Below are 23,197 nucleotides of genomic sequence, written 5' to 3' on the forward strand. Positions count from 1 at the left end.
AAACACTTATGTTTGGTGGGCTTTGTTTTTAAGGAGTTTAAAAATAGCATCATTATGCCTACTGAAAAAGGTGAATTTAAAAATATTACACATATTTAATGGTTAATTTTTCCTATTTATGATAAATTAAGAGAGGGGATAAAATTTCTAAAAGGAGATGGGAGAAGTGAAGTACTATTATCAAGGGGAAGAAATAATCGATTTTAGTGAAATAACAGTGCATATAATTGAGGCAGATCGAAATGAGCAGAGAATGATATACTTAGTTCGAAAATTATTTCAATTCCCGGTAATATTTATTGTTGATGACACTATGAAGAGCAATTCTACTTTTGATATGAAAACAACTGAAACGAGACTTCAACGAAAAGACTTACATATGCATATGAAAGAATGGAAAGGGTTTAAAACCCACCATCATTTTATTACAAGACGAAGAAATAACGAAAAGTAGCACAATTATGCAATCTAAGTAGGTGAAAATAATAAGTTTACATTATTAAAATTGTACGATTACTAATACATAAAATGACTGGAAGAATCCTAACACTGTGTAATTAGTGAATAAGAATGTAAAAACAATAGAATCATTAAAAAGTAAACCTCCGCATGCTATATCAGGGGGTTTTTTTGCTTTTAAAGTTAATGGTTATCGAAGATGGAAAGTGGAATCTAAAAGTTGGTTACACAGTATTTGATGTCTTCTTGTTGAGTAAAATTTTTCTTTGAGTGTTTTTATTCCTACTTAAAAGCTAATGCAGTTTAGAATGCCTTAATCGGACAGTAACAATAGTTAGGTCATACTCATAAAATATGACTAAAGAAATAGTTGGATGAATATATCCGTACAGCTATTTCACCATTAGCAAGTATAATTTAGGAGTGTGCGTATGACAGCAATAACCGGCAAACAATATATTGACCGAATTAACAAGCTGAAAACAAATGTTTGGATTGATGGTAAGCAAGTGACAGGTAATATTTCCGAGCACCCGGCATTTAAGGGGATTATGAAAAGCCAAGCGTTGTTATATGAGATGCAGCATGATGCTTCACTAATAGATGCCCTCACCTATCCATCACCAACTACTGGAAATCCAGTAGGTCTGTCTTATCTACAACCTAAGTCGAAAGCAGATTTAGCTAAAAGACGAGAAATGATTCAGCATTGGGCTAAATCAAATAATGGCATGATGGGCAGAAGTCCAGATTATATGAACACAGCGTTAATGGCGTTTGCAGCGTCTGCTCAATTTTTAGAAGGAAAAGAAAATTGCTTTCCTGAACATTTACGAGCGTTCTATGAATATGCACGAGAAAATGATATATCGATGACACATACATTTGTGGACCCTCAGGTAAATAGAGGGCAATATTATTTTGAGTCTACAAAAGAGCCTATTGCTGCAAAAGTAATAGATAGTAATGATGAAGGTATTATTGTAAAAGGTGCGCGGTTACTCGCAACACAGGGTGGCATTACTGACGAATTATTAGTGATGTCAGCTGCCGGGATGTTGGAGGAAGAAAAGGGATTTGCCTTTTCGATAGCAAGTAACACTAAAGGATTGAAATTTCTATGCAGAGAGTCTTTTGTTGGGGGTGATTCAACATTTAATTACCCATTAAGTTCTCGTTATGATGAAATGGATACGATTGTGGTATTTGATAATGTATTGGTTCCTTGGGAGCGTGTATTTTATTATAACAATTTAGGTGTATCCAATAATTTTATGATGGCTAGTGCTTTTCAACCTTTTGCGTTGCATCAAGTAGCGTGTAGACAAATTGTGAAAACTGAGTTTGTATTGGGTGTAGTACAGTCAATTATCAATACGATTAATATTGGTGGATACCTACATGTTCAAGAAAAGGCTACTGAAATTATTGTTGCGTTGGAAACAATGAAAGCACTGGTCATGAAATCAGAAGAAGAAGCCAAGTTGGATGAATCAGGCATTATGAGACCAGATCTGACAACGTTACAAATATCTATAAACGTATTTCCTAAGGTCTATCCGAGATTTGCTGAAATCATTCAAATCTTGGGAGCAAGCGGATTAATGTCAATCCCAACTGAAAATTCATTCCAATCAAGTATAAGAAAAGACCTAGATCATTATTTGCAATCGAAAGCCGATACGGCAGAAGATCGCGTTAAAATATTCCGTCTAGCTTGGGATATGACTATGAGCTCTTTTGGCACACGTCAAACACTGTATGAACGACTGTTCTTTGGTGATCCCGTAAGGCTCTCTAGTCAGCTTTATTTAACGTATGATAAAGATCCATACGTGCAAAGAGTGCAGGATGTATTGAGTTCTAATACCAATCCGCTAAAAAAAATTTAATGTACGTATAGTCCCAATAGCAATAACGAAAATCTCCTCATCATTAGATAAGGGGATTTTTTTTCGTCATAATTCAACTCATTTAGAGGATACTACACGTACATTAATTTGAAGAAAAAAGGGGAGTGGTTGTATGAATCAGCATTTGTCCAAAGGCAAAAGATTGATGTTCCAGTACATAATTATGCTCATCATTCTGACTTTAATAGGTTGCTCCTCTTTTCACACGAAAATTGCTGCAAATAGTGAGACCACATTATTAGATATGACGATTTTTCAAATTGGTAAAGCCGACAGCATGCTTTTAATGTCCGGTGGCAAAACGATATTGATTGATACTGGAGAAGACAAGCATGGCAAAAAAATTGTCGATTATTTAGAAGAACATAATATAGAAAAAATTGACTACCTAATTTTGACTCATTTTGATAAAGATCATGTTGGTGGAGCAGATACAATCATCAATAGTGTAGACGTTCAAGAAATTATTACGCCTAATTATAAGCGTAGCAGTATACAATATTTGGAGTACAAAAATGCCATTACAGCAAATCACATCAATCCTAAAGCTTTAACCTCTACCTATTCCTTTACAGCAGGTACCGCTGAATTTACAGTATACCCACCTCAAAAAAGTAAATATAAAATAGAAAATGATTATTCACTTATAGTAAGCGTACAGCATGGAAGCAACAGCTTTTTATTAACAGCAGATGCAGAAGAAGAACGCATGGATGAAATAATGAAACATAGCGTTGTTGAACATACGTTTTTAAAAGTACCGCATCATGGGAAATTTGAAGATAATACATTGGAATTTTACAGCATGGTGAATCCAAAATTCGCTGTCATCACGAGCGCAAGGAAAAGAACTAAAGCAGTTAGGGCCTTGGAGAAATTAGGAACGAAAGTATTTGTCACAAAAAACGGAACAGTATACGTGAAAAGTGATGGTACTTCGATTAGTATGCAACAATAACTACAGTTTAAAACTTGGTCTAAATGCTTCACAAAAATAAACCCTAAGCTCACGGGAGTGTAGGGTTTATTTTTTTCTCGTTTGAATATATTCATCAAAGGGAATAATAAACATTGTAAAGTTATAGAAAGGAGTTAGGAAATGAATATTAGACCTTGGATCATAACGCAGGAATGGCACGATGTATTATTTCTACATTGGCCGGTTCCAGCTGAAGATATACGTCAATACATCCCATCAGAACTCGAACTCGAGCTCTTTAACAATAAAGCATGGATCAGTTTAGTGTTTTTTCAAGTAAAAGAGAATCGCCCAAGGTTGATACCATCCATACCTGGAATCAGTTCTTTTTTAGAATTAAATGTCCGCACATATGTCACTTATAAAGAAAAGGCTGGCGTATATTTCATAAGCATAGATGCCAATAATCAACTAATCGCTAAACTAGTGAATTTTAAAAACTTTATGCCTTTTAGAAAAGCGAATATTACCTTGAAAAAGAATGAGAATGTAATTACTTTTTATAGTAGAAGTAAACAAATAGAAACGAATTCCGAAACTCTAATAGCTTCATATGAACCAATTTCTGGACCCATTGAACGTAGTCAACTCGAATGCTGGCTAAGCGAACGTTACCATTGCTGGACAAAAGTAAACGACCAGTTACTAAGAGTAGATAATGACCATACTCCATGGACATTGCAAAAAGCCGCATATACTATCCATGAAAATTCAATCGCCTCTTTTTTAAATTATCATGATAAAGAAAATTACCCCATCGCTCACTTTTCTAAAATAAAAAAAGTCTACCTTTACCCACCAGTTAAAGAAATCTAAAATCATTGATATCTTTAGGGGAGAATGAAAGCCTCTAAAGACATGAATATTCTGCTAAATAACAAAGGGACGAGTTAGAGCAACAAAGGGGTGAGATAGCGCAACAAAGGGTTGAGTTAGAGCAATAAAGGGTTGAGTTGGCGCAATAAAGGGGCGAGTTAGTGCAACAAAGGGTTGAGTTGGCGCAACAAAGGGTTGAGTTGGCGCAACAAACAACTGAGTTAGAGCAACAATCCCCGAAATTCGAGCAGTAATCAAAATCTGCCGCTATCCAATCCTTAAATAACAGTGAATATCGAGGGATAGCAAAATAAGATCAAAATCAAGATTTTCGCAACCTCAAGGTACCTCAAAACGGAGAAAAAGGAGCGGAATAGGACGTGAATATTCTGCTAAATAACAAAGGGACGAATTAGCGCAACAAAGGGGTGAGATAGCGCAACAAAGGGTTGAGTTAGCGCAACAAACAACTGAGATAGCGCAACAAACAGCTGAGTTAGAGCTACAATCCCCGAAATTCGAGCAGTAATCAAAATCTGCCGCTATCCAATCCTTAAATAACAGTGAATATCGAGGGATAGCAAAATAAGATCAAAATCAAGATTTTCGCAACCTCAAGGTACCTCAAAACGGAGAAAAAGGAGCGGAATAGGACGTGAATATTCTGCTAAATAACAAAGGGACGAATTAGCGCAACAAAGGGGTGAGATAGCGCAACAAAGGGTTGAGTTAGCGCAACAAACAACTGAGATAGCGCAACAAACAGCTGAGTTAGAGCTACAATCCCCGAAATTCGAGCAGTAATCAAAATCTGCCGCTATCCAATCCTTAAATAACAGCGAATATCGAGGGATAGCAAAATATGATCAAAATCAAGATTTTCGCAACCTCAAGGCACCTCAAAATGGAGAAAAAGGAGCGAAATAGGACGTGAATATTCTGCTAAATAACAAAGGGACGAGTTAGTGCAACAAAGGGGTGAGTTAGCGCAACAAACAGCTGAGATAGCACAACAAATGACCGAATTAGAACAACAAACAACTCACTTAGCGCAACAATCCACATCTCTATTGAAAAATTTTCCATATTGTGATAGATTCTATCTAACTAAAGTTTAGAGGGAGTGAATCTTCATTATTACAAGACCCGTTCCGCTACAATTTCAAGCACTCAATCGGCTCCTTTATAGAGTCCCGAACACGCATCATAAAGCCATTAACAGTATACGGCAAGACACCGAACGTATTTTAGCAGGCTATAAAGGAGAATTGCGCGTTGACCATTTCGTCCTAGAAACTCATTTTAAACTGCCATTTGTCTATTTTCCTAATGTTGAATTACAAGTTTCAAAATTTCGCTTTGTGCAAATAGACTCGCTCATTGTCACGCCTAGCTACATTTGCATATTTGAAGTGAAAAATATGCGAGGTGTATTAAGATTTCACGAAAATCCTTATCAATTAGTCCAAATAGTAGATGGTGAAAAGCGAATATACGAATGTCCCCAAAGTCAAATTATCCGTGCAGTAAGTAGCCTGAAATATTGGCTCCAAAATAACAAATATGAAATCCCGATATACTATAAAATTGTCATGCCAAACACCAACACATTAATAAAAAAGCGCCCCAAGAAAGTGCAATTACTGTTCAACAAAGAAATCTCCCTCTTTCTAGAACAGCTTAATTCTCTCCCACACAAACTCAACGTTGAAGAATTCCGTTTACTTTGCAATCAACTAAAGTCACAAATCAAGCCGTATAATCCCTTCCCCTTATGTCAAAAATACAACCTACAACCCGAAAACTTAAATCCAGGAATGATCTGCCCATGTGGTGCCCCTATAGAGTATTCATCTAGAAGAGGTCAATGTTGCTCTAATTGTAAGGCACCGAAGCAAGTCATTCTCGAGCAAACTATGCTCGATTGGTTTCAACTGTTTAAACCTACCATTACAAACAAAGAGTGTAGAGGCTTTCTACAAATAGAAGATAAATTTACAATATCAAGACTCCTCAAAAAGATGAATTTAACTCCGATAGGGAACACAAAATTGCGTGTTCATCACTATGATTACAATCAACCGCTATTCAAAAAATAAAACCAGCAAAAGCTGGTTTTTTTATACCCAAAATCAATAAAGGCACCTATCATAAGGACATGAATATTCTGCTAAATAACAAACATTCGAGGTAGCGCAACAAACACCTGAGATAGTGCAACAAACAACGCACTTAGCGCAACAAACAACTAAGATAGCGCAACAATCCCTGCACTTAGTGCAACAGTCGATAACCAACCCACATTCTCCATCCCAAGTCCATTTATTCCACAAATAAAAGACTACCCAACGAACTGCGGGTAGTCTCTACTATAAAAAATCACTTCCCAACAGCCCTTGAGACAACCACCGGAGATTCGCCCTTAATAAGATATAGACAATAACCAATGGCAGTCCCTACAATGGCAGGAATAATCCACCCCAATCCTAAATCCGCAAATGGAAGATAGCTCATATATTTATCAACTACACCAAACTTGAGGCCGAAAGCTTTTAAACCATCATATAAAGCAACTATTCCGGTAAGGGACATTGCTGTAACGTAAACATAGGAAGAACCTTTAAATAACGGATGGAATAGAGAAATCACGATCAATACAATTGTTAATGAGTATGCAGCGATTAAAAAAGGAACACTTACCAATAAAATTGTATTTAGTCCGAAGTTAGCTAATCCGAAACCAATAAATGAAAAGAATAAAGAGATTTTTTTATAACCAACTTTAGGTACTAAAGTAGAAAAATAGTTTGCACACGCAGATACTAATCCAACACATGTAGTGAAGCAAGCGAGTACGAAAATAATACCTAATAATAAGTTGCCCCATTGTCCAAACAATAAATAGGAAGCAGATGAAAGAAGGGCGCTGCCGTTTTCAAATGTACCTGTTCCTGCCATTTTCACACCGATATAGCCTAGTGAGCAATATACAACAGCTAGTAAGAATCCAGCTAAAAGCCCCGCTTTAAGCACTTCTCTTCGAAGCATCTTACCTTCCGTAGCACCTTGTTGTTTCAATGTGCTCAAAATAACAATACCAAACGCAAGTGCAGCAAGAGCATCCATTGTGTTATATCCTTCTAAAAAACCTTTTAGGAATGGAGATTGAATATACTCTGTTGTTGTAGGAGCTAATGCGCCATTTTGTAATCGAACAAAACCTACTACAACTAAAACAATCATACTAATTAATAAAAGTGGCGTAATGATTTTACCCATTAAATCCATCATTTTACTTTGGTTTAAGCTAACTAAAAATACTAAAAGGAAAAATAAAGCCGTAAAACCGATTAGAGCAAAAGTGGAATCAGATATAAAAGGCTTTAATCCCATCTCGAATGCCAGTGTTGCATTACGAGGGATAGCAAGAAATGGTCCGACTGATAAATATGCGGTGATTGTATAAACGATACCAAAGATAGGGTGGACACGACTCCCTAGTGTACGCACGCCACCTTCAACAAATGATAAAGCTATTAATACAAGTAATGGTAGACCAACTGCAGTCACGATAAATCCAGTAATAGCGAGTGGAAAGTTTGTCCCTGCGTTAGCACCTAAAGACGGTGGGAAAATAAGATTACCTGCTCCAAAGAACATTGAAAATAACATTAGACCAATAAACAAAGTTGTCGATTTTTTCATTTCATTCACTCCTTCAAAATAGTAATCCATATTCAGTGAAAATAGGCACAAAAAAAACTCGCCCCTATAAAAGGGACGAGATTACTCGCGATACCACCCTAATTCCGGAATTTTGTTGTTCACAAAAAATCCGGCACTCAGCCACCGTACTAATATACGTGATCCCTTGGTAACGGAGGATTTGCCGGCAAAATCTACTTCAAGTTCAATTTTGCTTCTCAGAGATTACTTCAGAAATGGATTTAAACATCGACTTTCAGCAAGTGTCGACTCTCTATGGATTAAGTGTCCATCCGTACTTATTCTCTTCAACGAATTTGGATATGTTTCATAGTTTACCAACTAGAAACAGAATTGTCAATATAAATTGAACAATTAAATTATTCTCAAAAATATGATAAAAACAGTGTGAATCTACATATGTTCTAATATTAAAATCCATAATAATTTAAATCCCAGTAAATAAAATAAGGAGAATTATACTAAGAAGTAACGTAATTTTAACAATTCTATTAGTATATAAAATGTATAAATAAAAACTCGACGTATGAACTATCATACGTCGAGCATAAAAAAATCTAGAGTTTCTTCCTATAGTATAGGAGAGAAATTTATAGTGTTTCTGAAGTTGTTTTTGCTTGCATATGAAGCTGTAAATAATCAGGGCCACCAGCTTTAGAATCTGTACCTGACATATTGAAACCACCGAATGGTTGGTATCCTACGATAGCGCCAGTACAGCCACGGTTGAAGTACAGGTTTCCAACATGGAAGCGTTGACGTGCGTATTCGATGTTAGCACGATTTTTTGAAATGACAGCACCAGTTAAACCATATTCAGTGTCATTAGCAATTGCGATCGCTTCTTCAAAATTAGAAGCTTTTGAAATAGCTACAACTGGTCCGAAGATTTCTTCTTTCATAATGCGTGCTTCAGGAGAGACATCTGCAAATACTGTTGGTTGAACGAAATAGCCTTCTGATTGGTCAGCAGTACCGCCAGCGATTAAGCGGCCTTCTTCTTTACCAATTTCGATGTAGCTAGTAATTTTATTGAATGCAGCTTCATCAATAACTGGTCCAGTATAGTTAGTAGGATCTTCTGGATTACCGACTTGTAAAGCGTTTGTTAGTTCCTCTACACGTGCGACTACTTCATCATAAACTTCATCCACAATTACTACACGTGAACATGCTGAACATTTTTGACCACTAAAGCCGAATGCAGATTTAACGATAGATTGAGCAGCTAATTCTAAATCAGCCTCTTTATCTACTACAATCGTATCTTTACCGCCCATTTCAGCGATAACACGTTTAATCCAAATTTGTCCTTCATTTACTATGGAAGCACGTTGGTTAATACGAAGACCAACATCACGAGAACCAGTGAAACTGATGAAACGAGTAAGCTTGTGATCAACTAAATAATCGCCAACTTCAGCGCCTGAACCTGGGATGTAGTTAACAACACCTGCTGGAAGGCCAGCTTCTTCTAATACTTCAATGAATTTGTAAGCAACAACTGGTGTAGTTGAAGCAGGTTTTAAAAGTACTGTGTTACCAGTAACAACTGCTGCTACAGTAGTACCAGCCATGATTGCAAATGGGAAGTTCCAAGGAGAGATGATGACACCAACACCTAATGGGATGTAGTCATAGCGGTTAAATTCGCCAACACGACTTTCAACTGGTTGACCATCTTTAATCGCTAACATTTGGCGACCATAATACTCAAGGAAATCGATTGCTTCAGCAGTATCAGCATCAGCCTCATTCCACGGTTTACCAGCTTCGAATGTTAACCAAGCAGAGAATTCGTGTTTACGACGGCGGATGATTGCAGCTGCTTTAAATAAAATATCAGCTCTTACTTCAGCTGGCGTATATTGCCATTCCCCAAAGGCAGTATGTGCAGCTTGCATGGCTTTTTCAGCTAATTCTTGGTTAGCTTTTGATACAACACCAACTAATTCTGATTTCTTAGCAGGATTGTAAGATGAAATTTTTTGCTCAGTTGTTACTTTTTCACCGTTTATGATTAAAGGATATTCTTGTCCTAATTGTTCTTTTACTTGTTTTAATGCAGTTTGATATGCATCTGCATGCTCTTTCGAAGTGAAATCTGTAAATGGTTCATGTTTGTATGGAATCATTATTTTTTATCCCCCTAAGTTGTAAGGTGCAAAATGAGTTTGCACTTTTCTGAAAAGTATATATATAATAATGCAATATCATTTGGCATATTACAATAAAAATATTCTAAAAATTATAAAAAACTTAAAGGGGTATATAAAATTGGAAATAAACGGTCTACTTCAAGTGTATGAATTTATTACAGAAATGAGTGATATCGGCATTAGTGCAATCGATGCCAACGGAATGCCAGTAATTTATAATAAAAAAATGAAAGAGCTTGAGGGCATCACAGATCAAGAGGTAATAAAACGCTCTGCAAGGGAAATTATTAATTTTGAAGCTGAAGAGAGTTTATTGCTCCAAGTGTTACATAAAGGTCAACCGATTCGAAATCATAAAAAAACTTTTTGGAATCGAAAAGGGCAGGAGATAACGACAATCAATAATATTTTGCCAATTGAAAAAGAGGGGAGAATTCTTGGGGCAGTAGAATTTGCGAGAGATATTTCTACACAAGAATTCATGATGTATCAACCACTTCGCCGTTATGGACAGCCATTAACGTTTGAAACAATTACAGCTGTTTCAGCATCGATGAAAAATGTAATTTCGACAGCTAAAGTAGCTGCGACTAGCCGTATTTCGGTGATGCTCATAGGGGAATCGGGAACGGGTAAGGATATGATTGCTGAAGGAATCCACCATTCACTTTCTATGCCAAATGAGCAGTTTATAACACTCATTTGCAGAAGAGACGAAGAAACAGTAATTGCGCAGCTAGAAAAATATATAACCGAGCATTATAACATTACGTTTTTTGGTGAAAGAATAGAATATTTATCGATGTCAGCTCAGGAAAGAATCGTAGAGTTGATGAAAATCCATGAAACAAAAAATCACGTCTTTATTGCTAGTATTGGCGGCGACCCAATTGAACTTATCAGTAATGGTAAGCTATCGAAAAGTCTATACTTTTTCTTCTCATCCCTTACAATTCGTGTCCCGTCAATCAGAGAACGGAAAGAAGATATTATGCCCTTTGTGAATGATTACTTGTCGAGACATCGACAAGACTACGGGTCCTTTGTGAAAGATCTTGCACTAGAAGTCGAAGAAATATTTTTGTCTTATGACTGGCCAGGAAACTTGAAGGAATTAGAAGTGTTATTAGACGAAATAGCATCTCTTATCACTACAGAAGAGAGTATTACCTATGAGATGTTACCAGCTTATTTCCGATGGAAGGTGCAAGACATTCATCGTCAGGAAAATAGTGTGCAAAGTGAATTGTTTATCATCCAAACGGCCAAGGATCTTCGTCCACTTGACCAATATATCCGTGAAGTGGAAGACTATTATGTGATCAAGGCACTTGAATTCTTTGGTGGTAATGTATCAAAAACAGCAAAAGAGCTTGGATTGAAAAGGCAAAGTTTACAATATCGCATGAAGCGAATGAAAAATGCAGAAGAGAATAAATAAAAAAATCCCGCCTATTGAGCGGGATTTTTTTTTATTTGCGTTTTGATAGACGACCAATGATAAACGCAGATGCAGCTAAGCCAATCGCAGTGTTTGTTTTTTTATTGAAAACTTGTTTAGTAACAAGTGATAAGTTTTGTGGACGCTCTGCTAAACGGCGCATGAAATAGCCATACCAATCACGACCAAATGGTACATAAGTACAGAAGTTATAGCCCTCTTTTGCTAATTGAAGTTGCATGTCTTTACGGAAGCCATATAGCATTTGGAATTCAAATTTGTCATTTGAAATATTATTTGTTTTAACAAATTGTTTTACACGATTAATAACATGGTGATCGTGTGTTGCGATTGAAGTGAATTTACCATTCAGTAAGTGATACTCGATCAATTTAATATATTTTGCATCAATTTCAGCTTTATCTTGATAAGCAATATTTGCAGGTTCTTTATAAGCACCTTTTACGATACGCAAACGATAGTTTTTATACTTTTCGATATTTTCATCAGATTCATGGAAGTATGCTTGAATAACTGTACCGACATTTTGATGCTCAGCATTTAATTGCTCCATCAACTCGAAAGAAGGATGTAAACGATCATAATCTTCCATGTCGAAGTTAACGAAAATATCAAATTTGTCTGCTAGGGCAACAATTTCTTTTAAATTTTCATAACAGAAGTCACGATCAATATCTAAACCTAATTGAGAAGGTTTTAAAGAGATATGAGCATCTACCCCATGATCGTGAATAGCTTGAATTAATTCTAGAATTTGATTTTTAGCAGCGATAGCTTCAGATTTTTCAAACACAAATTCTCCTAAGTTATCAACTGTACATGCAATACCATGCTTGTTTAATTCTTTAATACTATCAATCGTTTCTTGAATATTAGTACCGGCTACTACGCTTTGTGCCCCCATCTTTAAACCATATCTTTGAGCAGCTGCATTTAGTGTGCGATTCTCGGATAAATACATAAAAAAGTCTCTTAATATCATAAAAATCTCTCCCCATCATTTGTGAACTAAATTCCAAGCGATTATATCATAAAATTTCAAATTGCAAGAGTTTTCTTTTAAAAGAAATTTTGTGAAGAAAATAATTTAAGTGAAATTTCATATTTAAAACAGTTAGAAAATAACCGTTCTAGATAGATAATTTTAGACTTATTTAGAATTTTATTTAAAAAAAGACTTTTCAAAACTAACTAAATAGTAAATATTTTTAGAACGAGTTAGTTTTTTAAATCTGAAAGCCGTCACATCATTTTTTTGGTTGTAAAACTGTTACTATGTTGAAGTTTTGATAAAGTGTTAGAGTCAAAATTTCAAACTAATTATCATTAAAAATTAAAACCGAAATTCAAGTTTTATATGACGATGAGGAGTAATAAGTAATACGCTGGCTAAGATAAATAAGATCGTAATTAACTAACTTATGAATTTGATTTTTTGTGAAATTGTTTTTCAAGGGGATTATTATGGGGGAAGCAACGCGAATTGTTGTCAATGGTTTTCCAGAAATCGTTGGGGAAACGATGATGGAAAAAAAGGAGTATGTGAAAGATAACTATGATCATTTAAGAAAATTATTGATGAACGAACCGAGAGGTCATAAAAACATGTTCGGTTCGTTCACTACAGAGCCTATGAATCCAAAATACGATATTAGTATAATATTTATGGGGGTGGCGGTTCATATTTGAACATATGTGGTCATGGCACAATAGGTACAGTTACGATGTATCTGAGCAAAGGAATTATACCGAAAAAAGAGTTTATTTATATTGTTTCTCCTTCTGGGATTATTGAGTGTAGAGCTACTTATATAGGCGATAGTGTCGAAAATGTTGAATTTACAAATGTACCAGCATTTTTGTTACATAAAGAAATTGAAATAGATTTAAAAAGTATTGGTAAAGTTTCAGTGGACATAGCATTTGGTGGAAGTTTTTTTGGAATAATAAATGCAGTTGAATTCCAATTAGAAATAGACTTGATTAATAAACAACAAATTTTAGGGATTGCAACAGAGGCAAGAGATTTTATCAATGGAAATATCGTAATTCAACATCCTACTATTCCTGGTATTAATACCGTTGACCTAATTGAAATATCAAGTAAAGTATCAGAGGATCATTACAAACTTTGGGTTAAAGAAGATTTTAATAATGGCATCACCTATTTAATGTTACTATATCCAATCGCAATTGCATTGATTATCCTTATCTTCACGGATTCGTTCTTTAAAGGTGCAAAATCTGTAAATGTAGGAACAATCATCGGAGTAGGTTTTATAGCAGTTATAGATGTACTAAAAGAAGCAAATCTAGGTGTAGAGACTCTGAATAATACATTTAATTTTATGCCATTGTTTACAAGTGGAGCAGGTTGGATTATTACAGGAATCATTGGTGCAAATATTGGTTACTTCTTTAGAAAGGAAAAAATAGCAGACTCAGCTGATTTCGAGGATGGATTAGCGAAGGACTAGAATGAAAGAATAATATTATTCTAAATAGTAAGCACGTCAGAAGCTGTTATTAAAACAATTCTGACGTGCATAAACCAGTATTAGTAAAGGTGTGATTGTATAACATCACGCATTCAAGACTATATATAAGCGAATCTATTATTTTCTAAATATGTTATTCAAGTTAATAGATTCATCGTGCTTTCACGTTTTATGAAGTATATTAATCGAAAATGGTATCTTTAATGAACAACATTTTGTTTATACCATTAATAGAGGAAACAGTACCTTCTGTAATGAGTTTCCGAATAATTAGCAGATAAACTATCAATAATGGGAAACAGGCTAATATAACGCTCTATACACATCTACAAGATGGAATACATGACAATCATCAAAAAGATCTCTAATTTAATTTGGTGTTCAAACGAAGAAATAAATAGCTACTTATATTGAGATGACTATCAAGAACAAGAAAAGCTAATGCAGCATTTTATATAAATGCTGAATCAGTTTAACACGGGACTTTTTTAATTAGGGAGCGACGCATAATTTCAACTTTTAATAGGTTAATAAAATCTGGATTTAACATGCTAGTAGTTGCCGTAACATAAGCTTTAATCAGTAAATCGTCTGATAATTTACTCACGAATTAGTTCACCTCCATATTTTGTGAGTTGAGTTCTAAATCAAAATAAGATGGAATATATTGATAGTTAACTTTGCTATAAATAATGTAGCAAATTGCTTTGTTCAAAACAACCACCCCTTTATCCACAGGTTTTGGTGGATAATTTGTGATTAACTTATGGATATGTTGGGAGAATATAGAAGTGCCAGTGTGTGTAGTGTGCATAAAGTTATCCACAGTTGTCTAGACCACTAAAATTTGTCGAAACATTTTTCTGAATTGTCAGCTTTTCGATGGTATTTCGAGTTGAATTGACAACTTAAATGGAATTTTTAATCATTAAAATAGAGATATTAAACTTTCTCAAATCAGCATGAGAGCTAGAATTTACTAATAATAAGACGTGAATATTCTGCTAATAATTAATTTAGATGTTCATCATAATTAATTGTCATAATATTACAAAAATATAATGTTTTAGCATAATGGTTTTTACGTTTTCCTCAACAATCATTGTTTTTAGGCAATAAACCTACACTTTCCCTTCCTATTAAGGTTCAAACAATATAAAAAACATTAATTTTCGTAAAATTCTGTCGATTTTACTTTTATTTTTTAAAATGTTGAAAAGGTTAATCTTACCAGTATCAAATCTATTGAAGAATGTTTACTTGAATAAAATTACAGAGCAATAGACATGCTTAATCTAAATTTAAAGTAATTGTGAAGAAATTAGTATTAAAACAATCTCCTAATCTAAAAATTAGGGGATTTTTTATTGCATTATGCTCATTCTTTTTTTGAAAAAATCATGAAAATCATTAATAAATGATCCATTTAATAAATAAAGAGTCTTTGCAGATGTAGAGTTTATTCATCAAAGAATTATCGGACTCTTACCTCATATGAAATTTATCTGTACATAAATTTTGAATGAGTTATTATATCTTTTTTTAGCATTCCTAGATAGCAAAAGAGGATTGCTTGTTTTAGAGGGTATCTTTCATTTTATAGAGGTTAGGATATTAGTCCTTTGAAAATGCAATGCTTAATTTGATATTTCAAATTTTATTAAATATGAAAATAAACAAATAAAGACCTTGGAGACTAGCATGAAAAACACATGAAAACTCTTTATCTTCAAGTGTCTATATAAAATATATATACGCTGGAAAGAGGTTGAATTTAAAAATGTGAATAATCATTTAGTACTATTCATATATTTTGAAAGTTAATAGCCAAATTACCCTCTTTTTAATTTTGTAGGTGTATTTAGGCATTTTACAATAAAATTGAAAATCTAATAAATTTAACAAAAATACAATTAATCCTTATAAATATTGTTATATCAACTTTCCTACGTATTTTTTTTGAATAGCTCCAATACATCAAGAGGAACTTTTAGAGACTTAAGACCTGCAATCTAATAGTAAATTACTATTATTTGTAAAAATGGAGAAAAAAATCGATAAAATCTGACAAAAATTTGAATTGTAATCTTATATAGTTGTAGTTACAACTAGAGATTGATATTTGGCACCATTGATTCTGTTTACCTAAATGTCTGTTTGGGAAAGGAGGCAAAGGTGTTTTTCTTTGGTTTTTTGAGGGTGACTTAAAAGGCTATAGGCTTCTAGCAAAGCACAAATATCTTTATAAAATTAGAGGGGGAATGAAGATGAGGAAAACTAGTAGTTCTGTCAAAGCATTTAGCATCGCTGCATCTGTACTCATGGCATTTTCTTTAGTCGCTCCAAATGTGGCTAGTGCGAAAACGACTGATAAGCTGCATCAATCTTTCAGAGATTCAAGTTCTAACACAACTCTCGTGAAAGACAAGCTAAGCGATCGATTACTCAATAATTTTAAAGATGATGAAAAGGTAACATTCCTTATCAAATTTAAGGAAAAATCTGCTGCAAATAAGGTAGCTACTGAAGCGAAGAAAAATGCAAAAGCAGACAAAATGACAGGCCATCAAGCTAAGCTCGCTCAACGATCTGCAGTTGTATCTGATTTGAAGGCAACTTCACTTGAATCACAAGAAACAGTCAAAGAATTCCTTGAACAAGAAGAGAAAAAAGGAAATGCAAAAGATATCACATCTTATTACATCGTCAATGGGATGGCAGTTACTGCAACAAAAGAGGTTGCTGAAAAAGTGGCGACATTTGCAGAAGTAGAAAAAGTATTACCAAATGAAAAACGTCAATTATTTACGACAAAGACAAAAGAGACACCTGCACCTAAATCAAAAACTACAAATGTAGAGTGGAATGTAGAGCGTGTAAAAGCACCTCAAGTTTGGGCAAAGGGAATTGATGGAACAGGAACAGTGGTAGCAAGTATTGATACGGGTGTGCAATGGGATCATCCAGCCCTAAAGCAAAAGTATCGTGGTTTCAATGCATCTACTGGACAAGTTTCACATGACTTCAACTGGTTTGATGCAACTGTTGGACGTACTACACCATATGATGATCTTGGACATGGTACGCACGTGACAGGAACAATGGTTGGTAGTGAACCAAACGGGTCTAACCAAGTTGGGGTTGCACCTGGTGCGAAATATATTGCTGTCAAAGCATTTACATCAGAAGGTGGTTCAGATGCGGATCTATTGGCAGCTGCACAATGGATTTTAGCGCCAACTGATGCCAATGGAAATGCACGTGTGGATATGGCTCCTGATATTGTAAATAACTCTTGGGGTGGAGGTCCAGGTCTTGATGAATGGTACCGAGACGTAGTACTCAATTGGCGTGCGGCAGAAATTTTCCCTGAATTCTCGGCAGGTAACACAACGAGAACGAATCCAGGTGGACCAGGTTCTGTTGCTGCACCAGCGAATTACCCAGAGGCATTTGCAACTGGGGCAACAGATATTAATAACAAAGTAGGAAGTTTCTCACTTCGTGGACCATCGCCATATGATCAAATCAAGCCAGACATTTCAGCCCCTGGTGTGAACATCCGATCAACTGTTCCAGGTAGTGGCTATGAAGGTGGCTGGAATGGAACATCGATGGCTGGACCAGCAGTATCAGGAGTGTTAGCTCTTCTTCGTCAAGTAAATGCGAACTTAACAGTTGATGAAATGGAACAAATTCTACTTGATACAGCACTTTCATTAACTGACTCTGAATATCCACAAACACCAAATCATGGCTATGGTTATGGATTAGTAGATGCTCAGGCAGCTGTTTCTTCAATCATTACTGGCTTAGGTTCGTTAAAAGGTCAAGTGACAAAACAAGGTGACGACAATGAAGCGCCAGTACTAAAACATAAAAGTCCTGTAGAAGTATTTGCGGGGATGGATTTAGATTTGACAGCTTCAGTAACAGATAACATTAGTGTTTCATCTGTTATCTTAAATTACAAAGACGCTAATGGGGCTTGGAAAGCAATTACCGCAACTCATAAATCAGGCGATTATAAATCAGGAGAGTTCGGTGTGACGATTCCAGGTGAAGCGATTAAAGTAGATTCATTCAAGTACAAATGGACAGTCAATGACTTTGGCAATAACGAAGTGAATAGTGAAGAATATGTAGTGCAAGTAAAACCTGGCATCACAGTAGGATACTTTGAAAACCTGGAAAAACAACCTACTGGCTGGACTTCTTTTGGCAATAAAAACAGCTGGGAGTGGGGAAAACCAACTTCTGGTCCCGGAAAAGCGGCATCTGGTGACAATGTGTATGCTACAAATTTAGCTGGTAACTATGACAGCCAAATGAACGCAACACTCGTGATGCCTCCAGTTGATTTACCACAAGGCCACTCTTATTTACAGTTCAAACAATGGCATAACTTCGAGGAGTCTACATCGGGAAGAGCTTGGGATTACGGACATGTCTTTGTCTCAACAGATAGAGAAGAGTGGACACAAGTAATGAAGGTTCAAGGTGCTTCAAACGGTTGGAAAAATGCAGAAGTTGATTTAACAGCTTATGCAGGTCAACGCATCTATATTGGTTTTAATGCATTCTCTGACGGAAGTGTTAATAAAGAAGGTTGGTATATTGATGATATCGGATTAGTGGATGTCTCACAAACAGGTAAAGTGTCTAAAGACAAGAATAAAAATAAAGGTGTGGATGGCAATAAATCTAATAATGCTAATGATAAAAACAGCAGCAACAAAGGTAATGTAGGAAAGGATCCAGATAAAAATGCTAAGAAAGAGCCAATTGATCCGAAGACTATTCGACCTGTAATGCCTACAAAAGAAAAAACACCAATAGAAGAAGCTGTTGTGAATCCAACACTTTTACCACTAGGTGCTCAAGTAAGTATTCTTGAATCTGGCCGTTCAGTGTATTCAAACCCTGCTGATGGTTCATATTCACTAACACATGGTGCCGGAACATTCACTGCGAAAGCAGAAGCTTACGGGTTTACATCTAGACAGCAATCTGTTTCGATTGAAGCAGACGGCATGGCAACTGCAAACTTCACATTGAATGAAGTTGCGCAAAATACAGTGAGTGGTAAAATCACTGACAAATCAACAGGCGAAGGCGTAGCAGGAGCAACTATCTTACTAGTTGAAGATGCGAATATTACGCCTGTTACTACAGATGCAGAAGGTAACTATTCAGTGACTGCATATGAAGGCGACTACACATTAAAAGTAATTGCTCGTGGCTACTATAGCCAAGAAACAACTATTAAAATCGGCCAACAAGCTACAACAAAAGATATTGAGTTAAAACCATTCTACACTTACCCAGGTGGCGAAATTGGGTATGATGATGGTACTCCAGAAAATGCACGTGCATTTAATGCAGCTGGAAACGCTTGGGCAGTGAAAATGTCTCTTCCTGAAGGAAAGGAAAGCGGCATTGTAACTGATGGCGTATTCCGATTCTGGGACACTGAATGGCCAGTTCCAGGTGGTACTGCATTCGCAGTTGAAGTGTGGGATGCAACTGGAGCTGATGGATCGCCTGGTAAGAAACTTGCAGGTCCGTTTGATGCTACAGCTCTCCGTAATGGTGAGTGGACAGTTGTAGATTTAAGCGAACATAATATTATTGTCAAAGGCGACTTTTATATGGTATATCGTCAAACGTTTGCTAATCCGAACACGCCAGGCCTTGCAACAGATGAAAGTGGAGAAAATGCGGGAAGAAGCTACCAAGGTGTTTCCGATGCTTGGTCACCTTCACCTGCTGAAGAAGGAAACTACATGATTCGTGCCCGTGTAAGTTATGAAGTACAGGGTCCAGTAATCACTTCACCAGCATCAAAATCTGTAACAAATCAAGCATCAACAAAAATCGAAGGAACAGCTTCACCAACAACAACGATTAAATTAAAACAAAATGATCAAGAAGTTGGATCTGCCGTGGTTGGAGCAGATGGTAAATTCTCAATCGATGCTAAATTATCAGAGGGTTCAAATGAATTCGTAGCAGTAGCAACTCTTGATAATCGAGTAATAGGGGAATCTGAAGCTGTCAATGTTGTATTAGATACGATGAAACCGGAACTGAAAATCGAAAGTCCGCTTGACGGGGATAAAACAAATCGTGAGTCAGTGACAGTTGAAGGTACTGTTGAAGATGCGAACCTAGATTGGGTACGTGTAAATGGAACAGACGCACCAGTAGTCAACGGAAAATATTCAAAACGTATTCTTCTCGACAACGGTGTGAATGAAATCAAAGTAGTAGCTAGCGATAAAGCAAACAACAAAGTAACAAAGAAAATTAGCATCACAGCAAATTATGATGCGCCTGTCATTGAAAACTTAACACCAGTAGAAGACCTTAATCTGGAAACAGGCAAAAGTGTTAAAATTGAATTTGATAGTGCAGTTGGATTGAAAGCTACTTTCGTCATCCACATGCCTCTAACAAACGTTAATGGACAAGTTCAAAATGCGACTGAGCTACCTATGTCAGAACAAGCAGACGGTCATTACGTAGGCTATTGGACAGTACCATCAGGAACAGTGGCTAAAGGAGCAGTAATTGAAGTAAAAGCTGTTGATAATTTCAAAAACGAAACGCGTCAAGAAGCGAAAGGTAAGCTATATATCAATGTGGAGAAATAAACGCTTTTGAGTAATGAACCCCCTATCTCTTTTGAGAAGGGGGTTTCTAACGTCTAAACGAAAAATGCATTTGCTTTAGCAATGGCATGCTAGAGGAACATAAAAAGAAGGGAAAAGTAATGAAAAACACTTTTTTTAATCACTATTTTGGACCATTTTACACTCTCATACATATCCTACAAAGAATGAATAGAAAAAGGAGTGAAATTGAATGGTTCAACCTTTTCATGGAGGACAGTGGCAACGCGAAAGTTCTAATTTCTGGCGGGGACAGCAGTGGAATCAAGGTAACGACTGGCGCCACGGTCAAAACTGGTTCCCAGGTCAGCAATGGAATCAATGGAATCAATGGCAACCGTGGAATCCTTGGAATCAATGGAATCAATGGAATCCATGGAATCCATGGAATCAATGGAATCCATGGCACCATGGGCACCGTTGGTAATTAATTAGAACGAGTATAGTCACACATAGATTTCACATATATTTAATACGACTATCAAGCATCCCCTGATTCGATTGAGTCAGGGGATATTATTATGTCTCAGAGGTAAAACACTTTAGAAGTGCAATGGGGATGCAAATTATCTAACAGGAGCACGCATATAATTGATTGAAAGGTGGGGGGATATTGAAAGAATATGCAGATACAATGATGAGATTTTTACCTTCTACGGCAACTATTTTACAAGTACAACAACCGGAAAAAAGGCCAGCAATACTGCTAGCAGATATAGATGGAGATCATATTGAAGAGATGATCGGAGCGTACAACTATCAAGGTCAAAATTATATAAAGATATTAAAAAAAAACCATAATGAATGGGTTCCAATAGCAGACATTAAAGGAAGCGGATATGGAATAACGAATTTAGTGGCTGTGCCATTAGTTAACAAAAATATAAATACATTAATTGTAGGTTGGCAAATAGGCAGTATATGGTCGAAGTTAGACCTACTGCAATGGACAAACAAAGGTTTTATTCATATACCAACGAATAATATGGTCTATAGTAAGTTGCAAGTTGAAGATATGCCGAGTACCCAAAATTCAGACGGAAAATATGAGCTAGCTATTTGGGTTCACGATACGGGTGATGCCTATAAAATAGCCGTCTATCGTTTTAATGGTATGAGACTTGTCAAAGCAAAGGATGTGTACCCATATTATTTCAAAAAAGTAGAAGCGTACTATAAGAATCTATTGAAAAATAATGATTATCCTTTTTATTGGTCCTATTTATCGGATGCTCAGATGAAGGCGGGAGATTTAGAACAGGCACTTATTTCAATTGATAAAACGTTGTCATTTAATTCACCATACCCATCTAAAGAAACCCTACTAGAAAAGAGAAGGCAAATCTTAAATAAGTTGAAGCAACACCAAGTAATCGCCCAAATCGTCATCGATAAAAAAAGAGGCGATGTTACGGGAGATGGCTTAATTGACACAATTCTTCTAACTGCTGAGAGAACTGAAGGAAGTCCATATTTAAAAAATATTACCTTAGTTGTTTTTAATGAAAAAACGAATTTTTATGAACAAATACCGTTAAAAGAAAATGCAGGTTATAATCCCACTATATCGCTCGGGGATTATACAGGAAATGATGTAGAAGACATTTTAGTTGTCATAGACTCAGGGGGAAGTGGTGGCATCATATTCGCATATATATTTGCATATGTGAATGGGGAAATGCGCCAAGTATTTGACTCGGATGCCTATAATGAACTTTCAAAATATGAAGTTAATTATTTGGATAATTACAAAGTTAGTGTTACTAGCTCCTACCCAGCGAAAAAGTATATCTTAGATCTAACTTATAAAGGGAAAGATTATTTGTCTGAAATTTATAATATAGACGGCACACTTAAAGCGCCAATTCAAGGGTGGGTGGATCCAATTAGCGGACTCTATCCTATAGATTACGCGCGTGATGGCAACTACGAATTTTTGGCATACCAAAAAATCGCGGGTAGATACCATGCAGATGGGTTGGGTTATGTAGAAACAATATTGAAATGGAATGGACATGAATTCGTTCCAGACCGCCAAACTGTATCGATTTTCGGTGAAGATTTACTAGCGAAATAATCTGTTTTTATATTAGCAGTTAGCAATTAGAGGGTGCTTAAGACGTGAATATTCTGCTAAATAACAAACACTCGAGTTAGTGCAACAAACACTCAAGTTAGCGCAACAAACACCGAAGTTAGCGCAACAAACACTCAAGTTAGCGCAACAAACACCGAAGTTAGCGCAACAAACACTCGAGTTACCTCAACAAACACAAAAACACCGCATTCCAAAATCTTACAACAACAATCCAAAACAATCATATCCAAATAAATATTGGAATCTTTTGTTTTTTTGATATAATAGGTGTGAAAGTTCATATGTGCAAGAATGTGGGGGGGCTGGTGTTGCCAGCTGAGAATGTATCCGATAGATGCTGACCCTTAGAACCTGATCTGGTTAACACCAGCGGAGGGAACATCAGCTAAAATCTCGAGTATCATTGAATTTTA

At 36.0% G+C, this 23,197-nt stretch carries 17 protein-coding genes, 1 riboswitch and 1 other annotated feature; of the genes, 13 read left to right on the forward strand and 4 right to left on the reverse strand.

Annotated features, from left to right (window positions below; all coding sequences use genetic code 11):
* The first annotated feature begins 166 nt into the window (after positions 1 to 166).
* The 6 genes from ACQKM9_RS00665 (at position 167) to ACQKM9_RS00690 (ending at position 6,266) form a co-directional block, all read left to right on the forward strand.
* Positions 167 to 454 carry a hypothetical protein gene (locus ACQKM9_RS00665; protein ID WP_427731734.1) on the forward strand — a complete coding sequence of 96 codons (288 nt, stop codon included), beginning with the start codon at positions 167 to 169 and terminating at the stop codon, positions 452 to 454.
* Positions 455 to 890: 436 nt separating this feature from the next.
* A complete protein-coding gene (gene hpaB / locus ACQKM9_RS00670; RefSeq protein ID WP_427731735.1) occupies positions 891 to 2,351 on the forward strand; it encodes a 4-hydroxyphenylacetate 3-monooxygenase, oxygenase component in 1,461 nt (486 codons plus the stop codon).
* A 133-nt stretch (positions 2,352 to 2,484) separates the two neighbouring features.
* On the forward strand, positions 2,485 to 3,330 hold the full coding sequence (locus ACQKM9_RS00675) for a ComEC/Rec2 family competence protein (RefSeq protein WP_427731736.1): 846 nt from the start codon (positions 2,485 to 2,487) through the stop codon (positions 3,328 to 3,330).
* Between the two features lie 141 nt (positions 3,331 to 3,471).
* Positions 3,472 to 4,167: a YqjF family protein gene (locus tag ACQKM9_RS00680; RefSeq protein ID WP_427731737.1), complete on the forward strand. Its 696-nt coding sequence runs from the start codon at positions 3,472 to 3,474 to the stop codon at positions 4,165 to 4,167.
* 965 nt (positions 4,168 to 5,132) lie between these two features.
* A complete protein-coding gene (locus ACQKM9_RS00685; RefSeq protein WP_427731739.1) occupies positions 5,133 to 5,285 on the forward strand; it encodes a hypothetical protein in 153 nt (50 codons plus the stop codon).
* A gap of 126 nt (positions 5,286 to 5,411) precedes the next feature.
* Complete coding sequence (locus tag ACQKM9_RS00690) at positions 5,412 to 6,266, forward strand: nuclease-related domain-containing protein (protein ID WP_427732778.1); 855 nt, start codon at positions 5,412 to 5,414, stop codon at positions 6,264 to 6,266.
* A gap of 280 nt (positions 6,267 to 6,546) precedes the next feature.
* On the opposite strand, the gene brnQ is transcribed toward ACQKM9_RS00690, so the two are convergent.
* Positions 6,547 to 7,872, reverse strand: a complete 1,326-nt coding sequence (brnQ, locus tag ACQKM9_RS00695) for a branched-chain amino acid transport system II carrier protein (protein ID WP_427731741.1) — start codon at positions 7,870 to 7,872, stop codon at positions 6,547 to 6,549.
* A gap of 68 nt (positions 7,873 to 7,940) precedes the next feature.
* Positions 7,941 to 8,193 (reverse strand) — a binding site (T-box leader).
* A gap of 290 nt (positions 8,194 to 8,483) precedes the next feature.
* Positions 8,484 to 10,031, reverse strand: a complete 1,548-nt coding sequence (pruA, locus tag ACQKM9_RS00700) for an L-glutamate gamma-semialdehyde dehydrogenase (protein ID WP_427732780.1) — start codon at positions 10,029 to 10,031, stop codon at positions 8,484 to 8,486.
* Between the two features lie 139 nt (positions 10,032 to 10,170).
* Between pruA and ACQKM9_RS00705 the strand changes: the two genes are divergently transcribed.
* Positions 10,171 to 11,493 (forward strand): helix-turn-helix domain-containing protein, encoded by a 1,323-nt coding sequence (locus ACQKM9_RS00705; protein WP_427731743.1) that lies wholly within the window; start codon positions 10,171 to 10,173, stop codon positions 11,491 to 11,493.
* 31 nt (positions 11,494 to 11,524) lie between these two features.
* Here ACQKM9_RS00705 and ACQKM9_RS00710 read toward each other — a convergent pair whose 3' ends face one another.
* Entirely contained in the window at positions 11,525 to 12,496 is a 972-nt protein-coding gene (locus tag ACQKM9_RS00710) for a proline dehydrogenase family protein (RefSeq protein WP_427731746.1), read from the reverse strand.
* A gap of 482 nt (positions 12,497 to 12,978) precedes the next feature.
* On the opposite strand from ACQKM9_RS00710, the gene ACQKM9_RS00715 reads away from it, so the two are divergent.
* Positions 12,979 to 13,203, forward strand: a complete 225-nt coding sequence (locus ACQKM9_RS00715) for a proline racemase family protein (RefSeq protein ID WP_427731748.1) — start codon at positions 12,979 to 12,981, stop codon at positions 13,201 to 13,203.
* Complete coding sequence (locus tag ACQKM9_RS00720; protein WP_427731749.1) at positions 13,200 to 13,991, forward strand: proline racemase family protein; 792 nt, start codon at positions 13,200 to 13,202, stop codon at positions 13,989 to 13,991. The genes ACQKM9_RS00715 and ACQKM9_RS00720 overlap by 4 nt, the downstream gene beginning before the upstream one ends.
* 493 nt (positions 13,992 to 14,484) lie before the next feature.
* On the opposite strand, the gene ACQKM9_RS00725 is transcribed toward ACQKM9_RS00720, so the two are convergent.
* Positions 14,485 to 14,619 (reverse strand): sporulation histidine kinase inhibitor Sda, encoded by a 135-nt coding sequence (locus ACQKM9_RS00725; RefSeq protein ID WP_427731751.1) that lies wholly within the window; start codon positions 14,617 to 14,619, stop codon positions 14,485 to 14,487.
* A gap of 1,660 nt (positions 14,620 to 16,279) precedes the next feature.
* On the opposite strand from ACQKM9_RS00725, the gene ACQKM9_RS00730 reads away from it, so the two are divergent.
* From ACQKM9_RS00730 to ACQKM9_RS00745, 4 genes are all read left to right on the forward strand, one after another.
* Complete coding sequence (locus ACQKM9_RS00730) at positions 16,280 to 20,668, forward strand: S8 family serine peptidase (RefSeq protein WP_427731753.1); 4,389 nt, start codon at positions 16,280 to 16,282, stop codon at positions 20,666 to 20,668.
* Positions 20,669 to 20,787: 119 nt separating this feature from the next.
* Positions 20,788 to 21,117, forward strand: a complete 330-nt coding sequence (locus ACQKM9_RS00735) for a hypothetical protein (protein ID WP_427731755.1) — start codon at positions 20,788 to 20,790, stop codon at positions 21,115 to 21,117.
* A gap of 182 nt (positions 21,118 to 21,299) precedes the next feature.
* Entirely contained in the window at positions 21,300 to 22,763 is a 1,464-nt protein-coding gene (locus tag ACQKM9_RS00740; RefSeq protein ID WP_427731757.1) for a hypothetical protein, read from the forward strand.
* 79 nt (positions 22,764 to 22,842) lie between these two features.
* Complete coding sequence (locus ACQKM9_RS00745) at positions 22,843 to 23,043, forward strand: hypothetical protein (RefSeq protein WP_427731760.1); 201 nt, start codon at positions 22,843 to 22,845, stop codon at positions 23,041 to 23,043.
* 26 nt (positions 23,044 to 23,069) lie between these two features.
* Positions 23,070 to 23,179: riboswitch (TPP riboswitch) on the forward strand.
* Positions 23,180 to 23,197: the final 18 nt, after the last annotated feature.

This window comes from Viridibacillus sp. NPDC093762, from assembly GCF_050279675.1.
Classification (GTDB): Bacteria; Bacillota; Bacilli; order Bacillales_A; family Planococcaceae; genus Viridibacillus.

What these genes read in the sequence shown, in the direction of transcription:
- hpaB (WP_427731735.1), top strand. Translation starts at nt 891, where the DNA reads ATGACAGCAATAACCGGCAAACAATATATTGACCGAATTAACAAGCTG.
- ACQKM9_RS00675 (WP_427731736.1), top strand. Translation starts at nt 2,485, where the DNA reads ATGAATCAGCATTTGTCCAAAGGCAAAAGATTGATGTTCCAGTACATA.
- ACQKM9_RS00680 (WP_427731737.1), top strand. Translation starts at nt 3,472, where the DNA reads ATGAATATTAGACCTTGGATCATAACGCAGGAATGGCACGATGTATTA.
- brnQ (WP_427731741.1), bottom strand. Translation starts at nt 7,872, where the DNA reads ATGAAAAAATCGACAACTTTGTTTATTGGTCTAATGTTATTTTCAATG.
- ACQKM9_RS00710 (WP_427731746.1), bottom strand. Translation starts at nt 12,496, where the DNA reads ATGATATTAAGAGACTTTTTTATGTATTTATCCGAGAATCGCACACTA.
- ACQKM9_RS00715 (WP_427731748.1), top strand. Translation starts at nt 12,979, where the DNA reads ATGGGGGAAGCAACGCGAATTGTTGTCAATGGTTTTCCAGAAATCGTT.
- ACQKM9_RS00730 (WP_427731753.1), top strand. Translation starts at nt 16,280, where the DNA reads ATGAGGAAAACTAGTAGTTCTGTCAAAGCATTTAGCATCGCTGCATCT.
- ACQKM9_RS00735 (WP_427731755.1), top strand. Translation starts at nt 20,788, where the DNA reads ATGAAAAACACTTTTTTTAATCACTATTTTGGACCATTTTACACTCTC.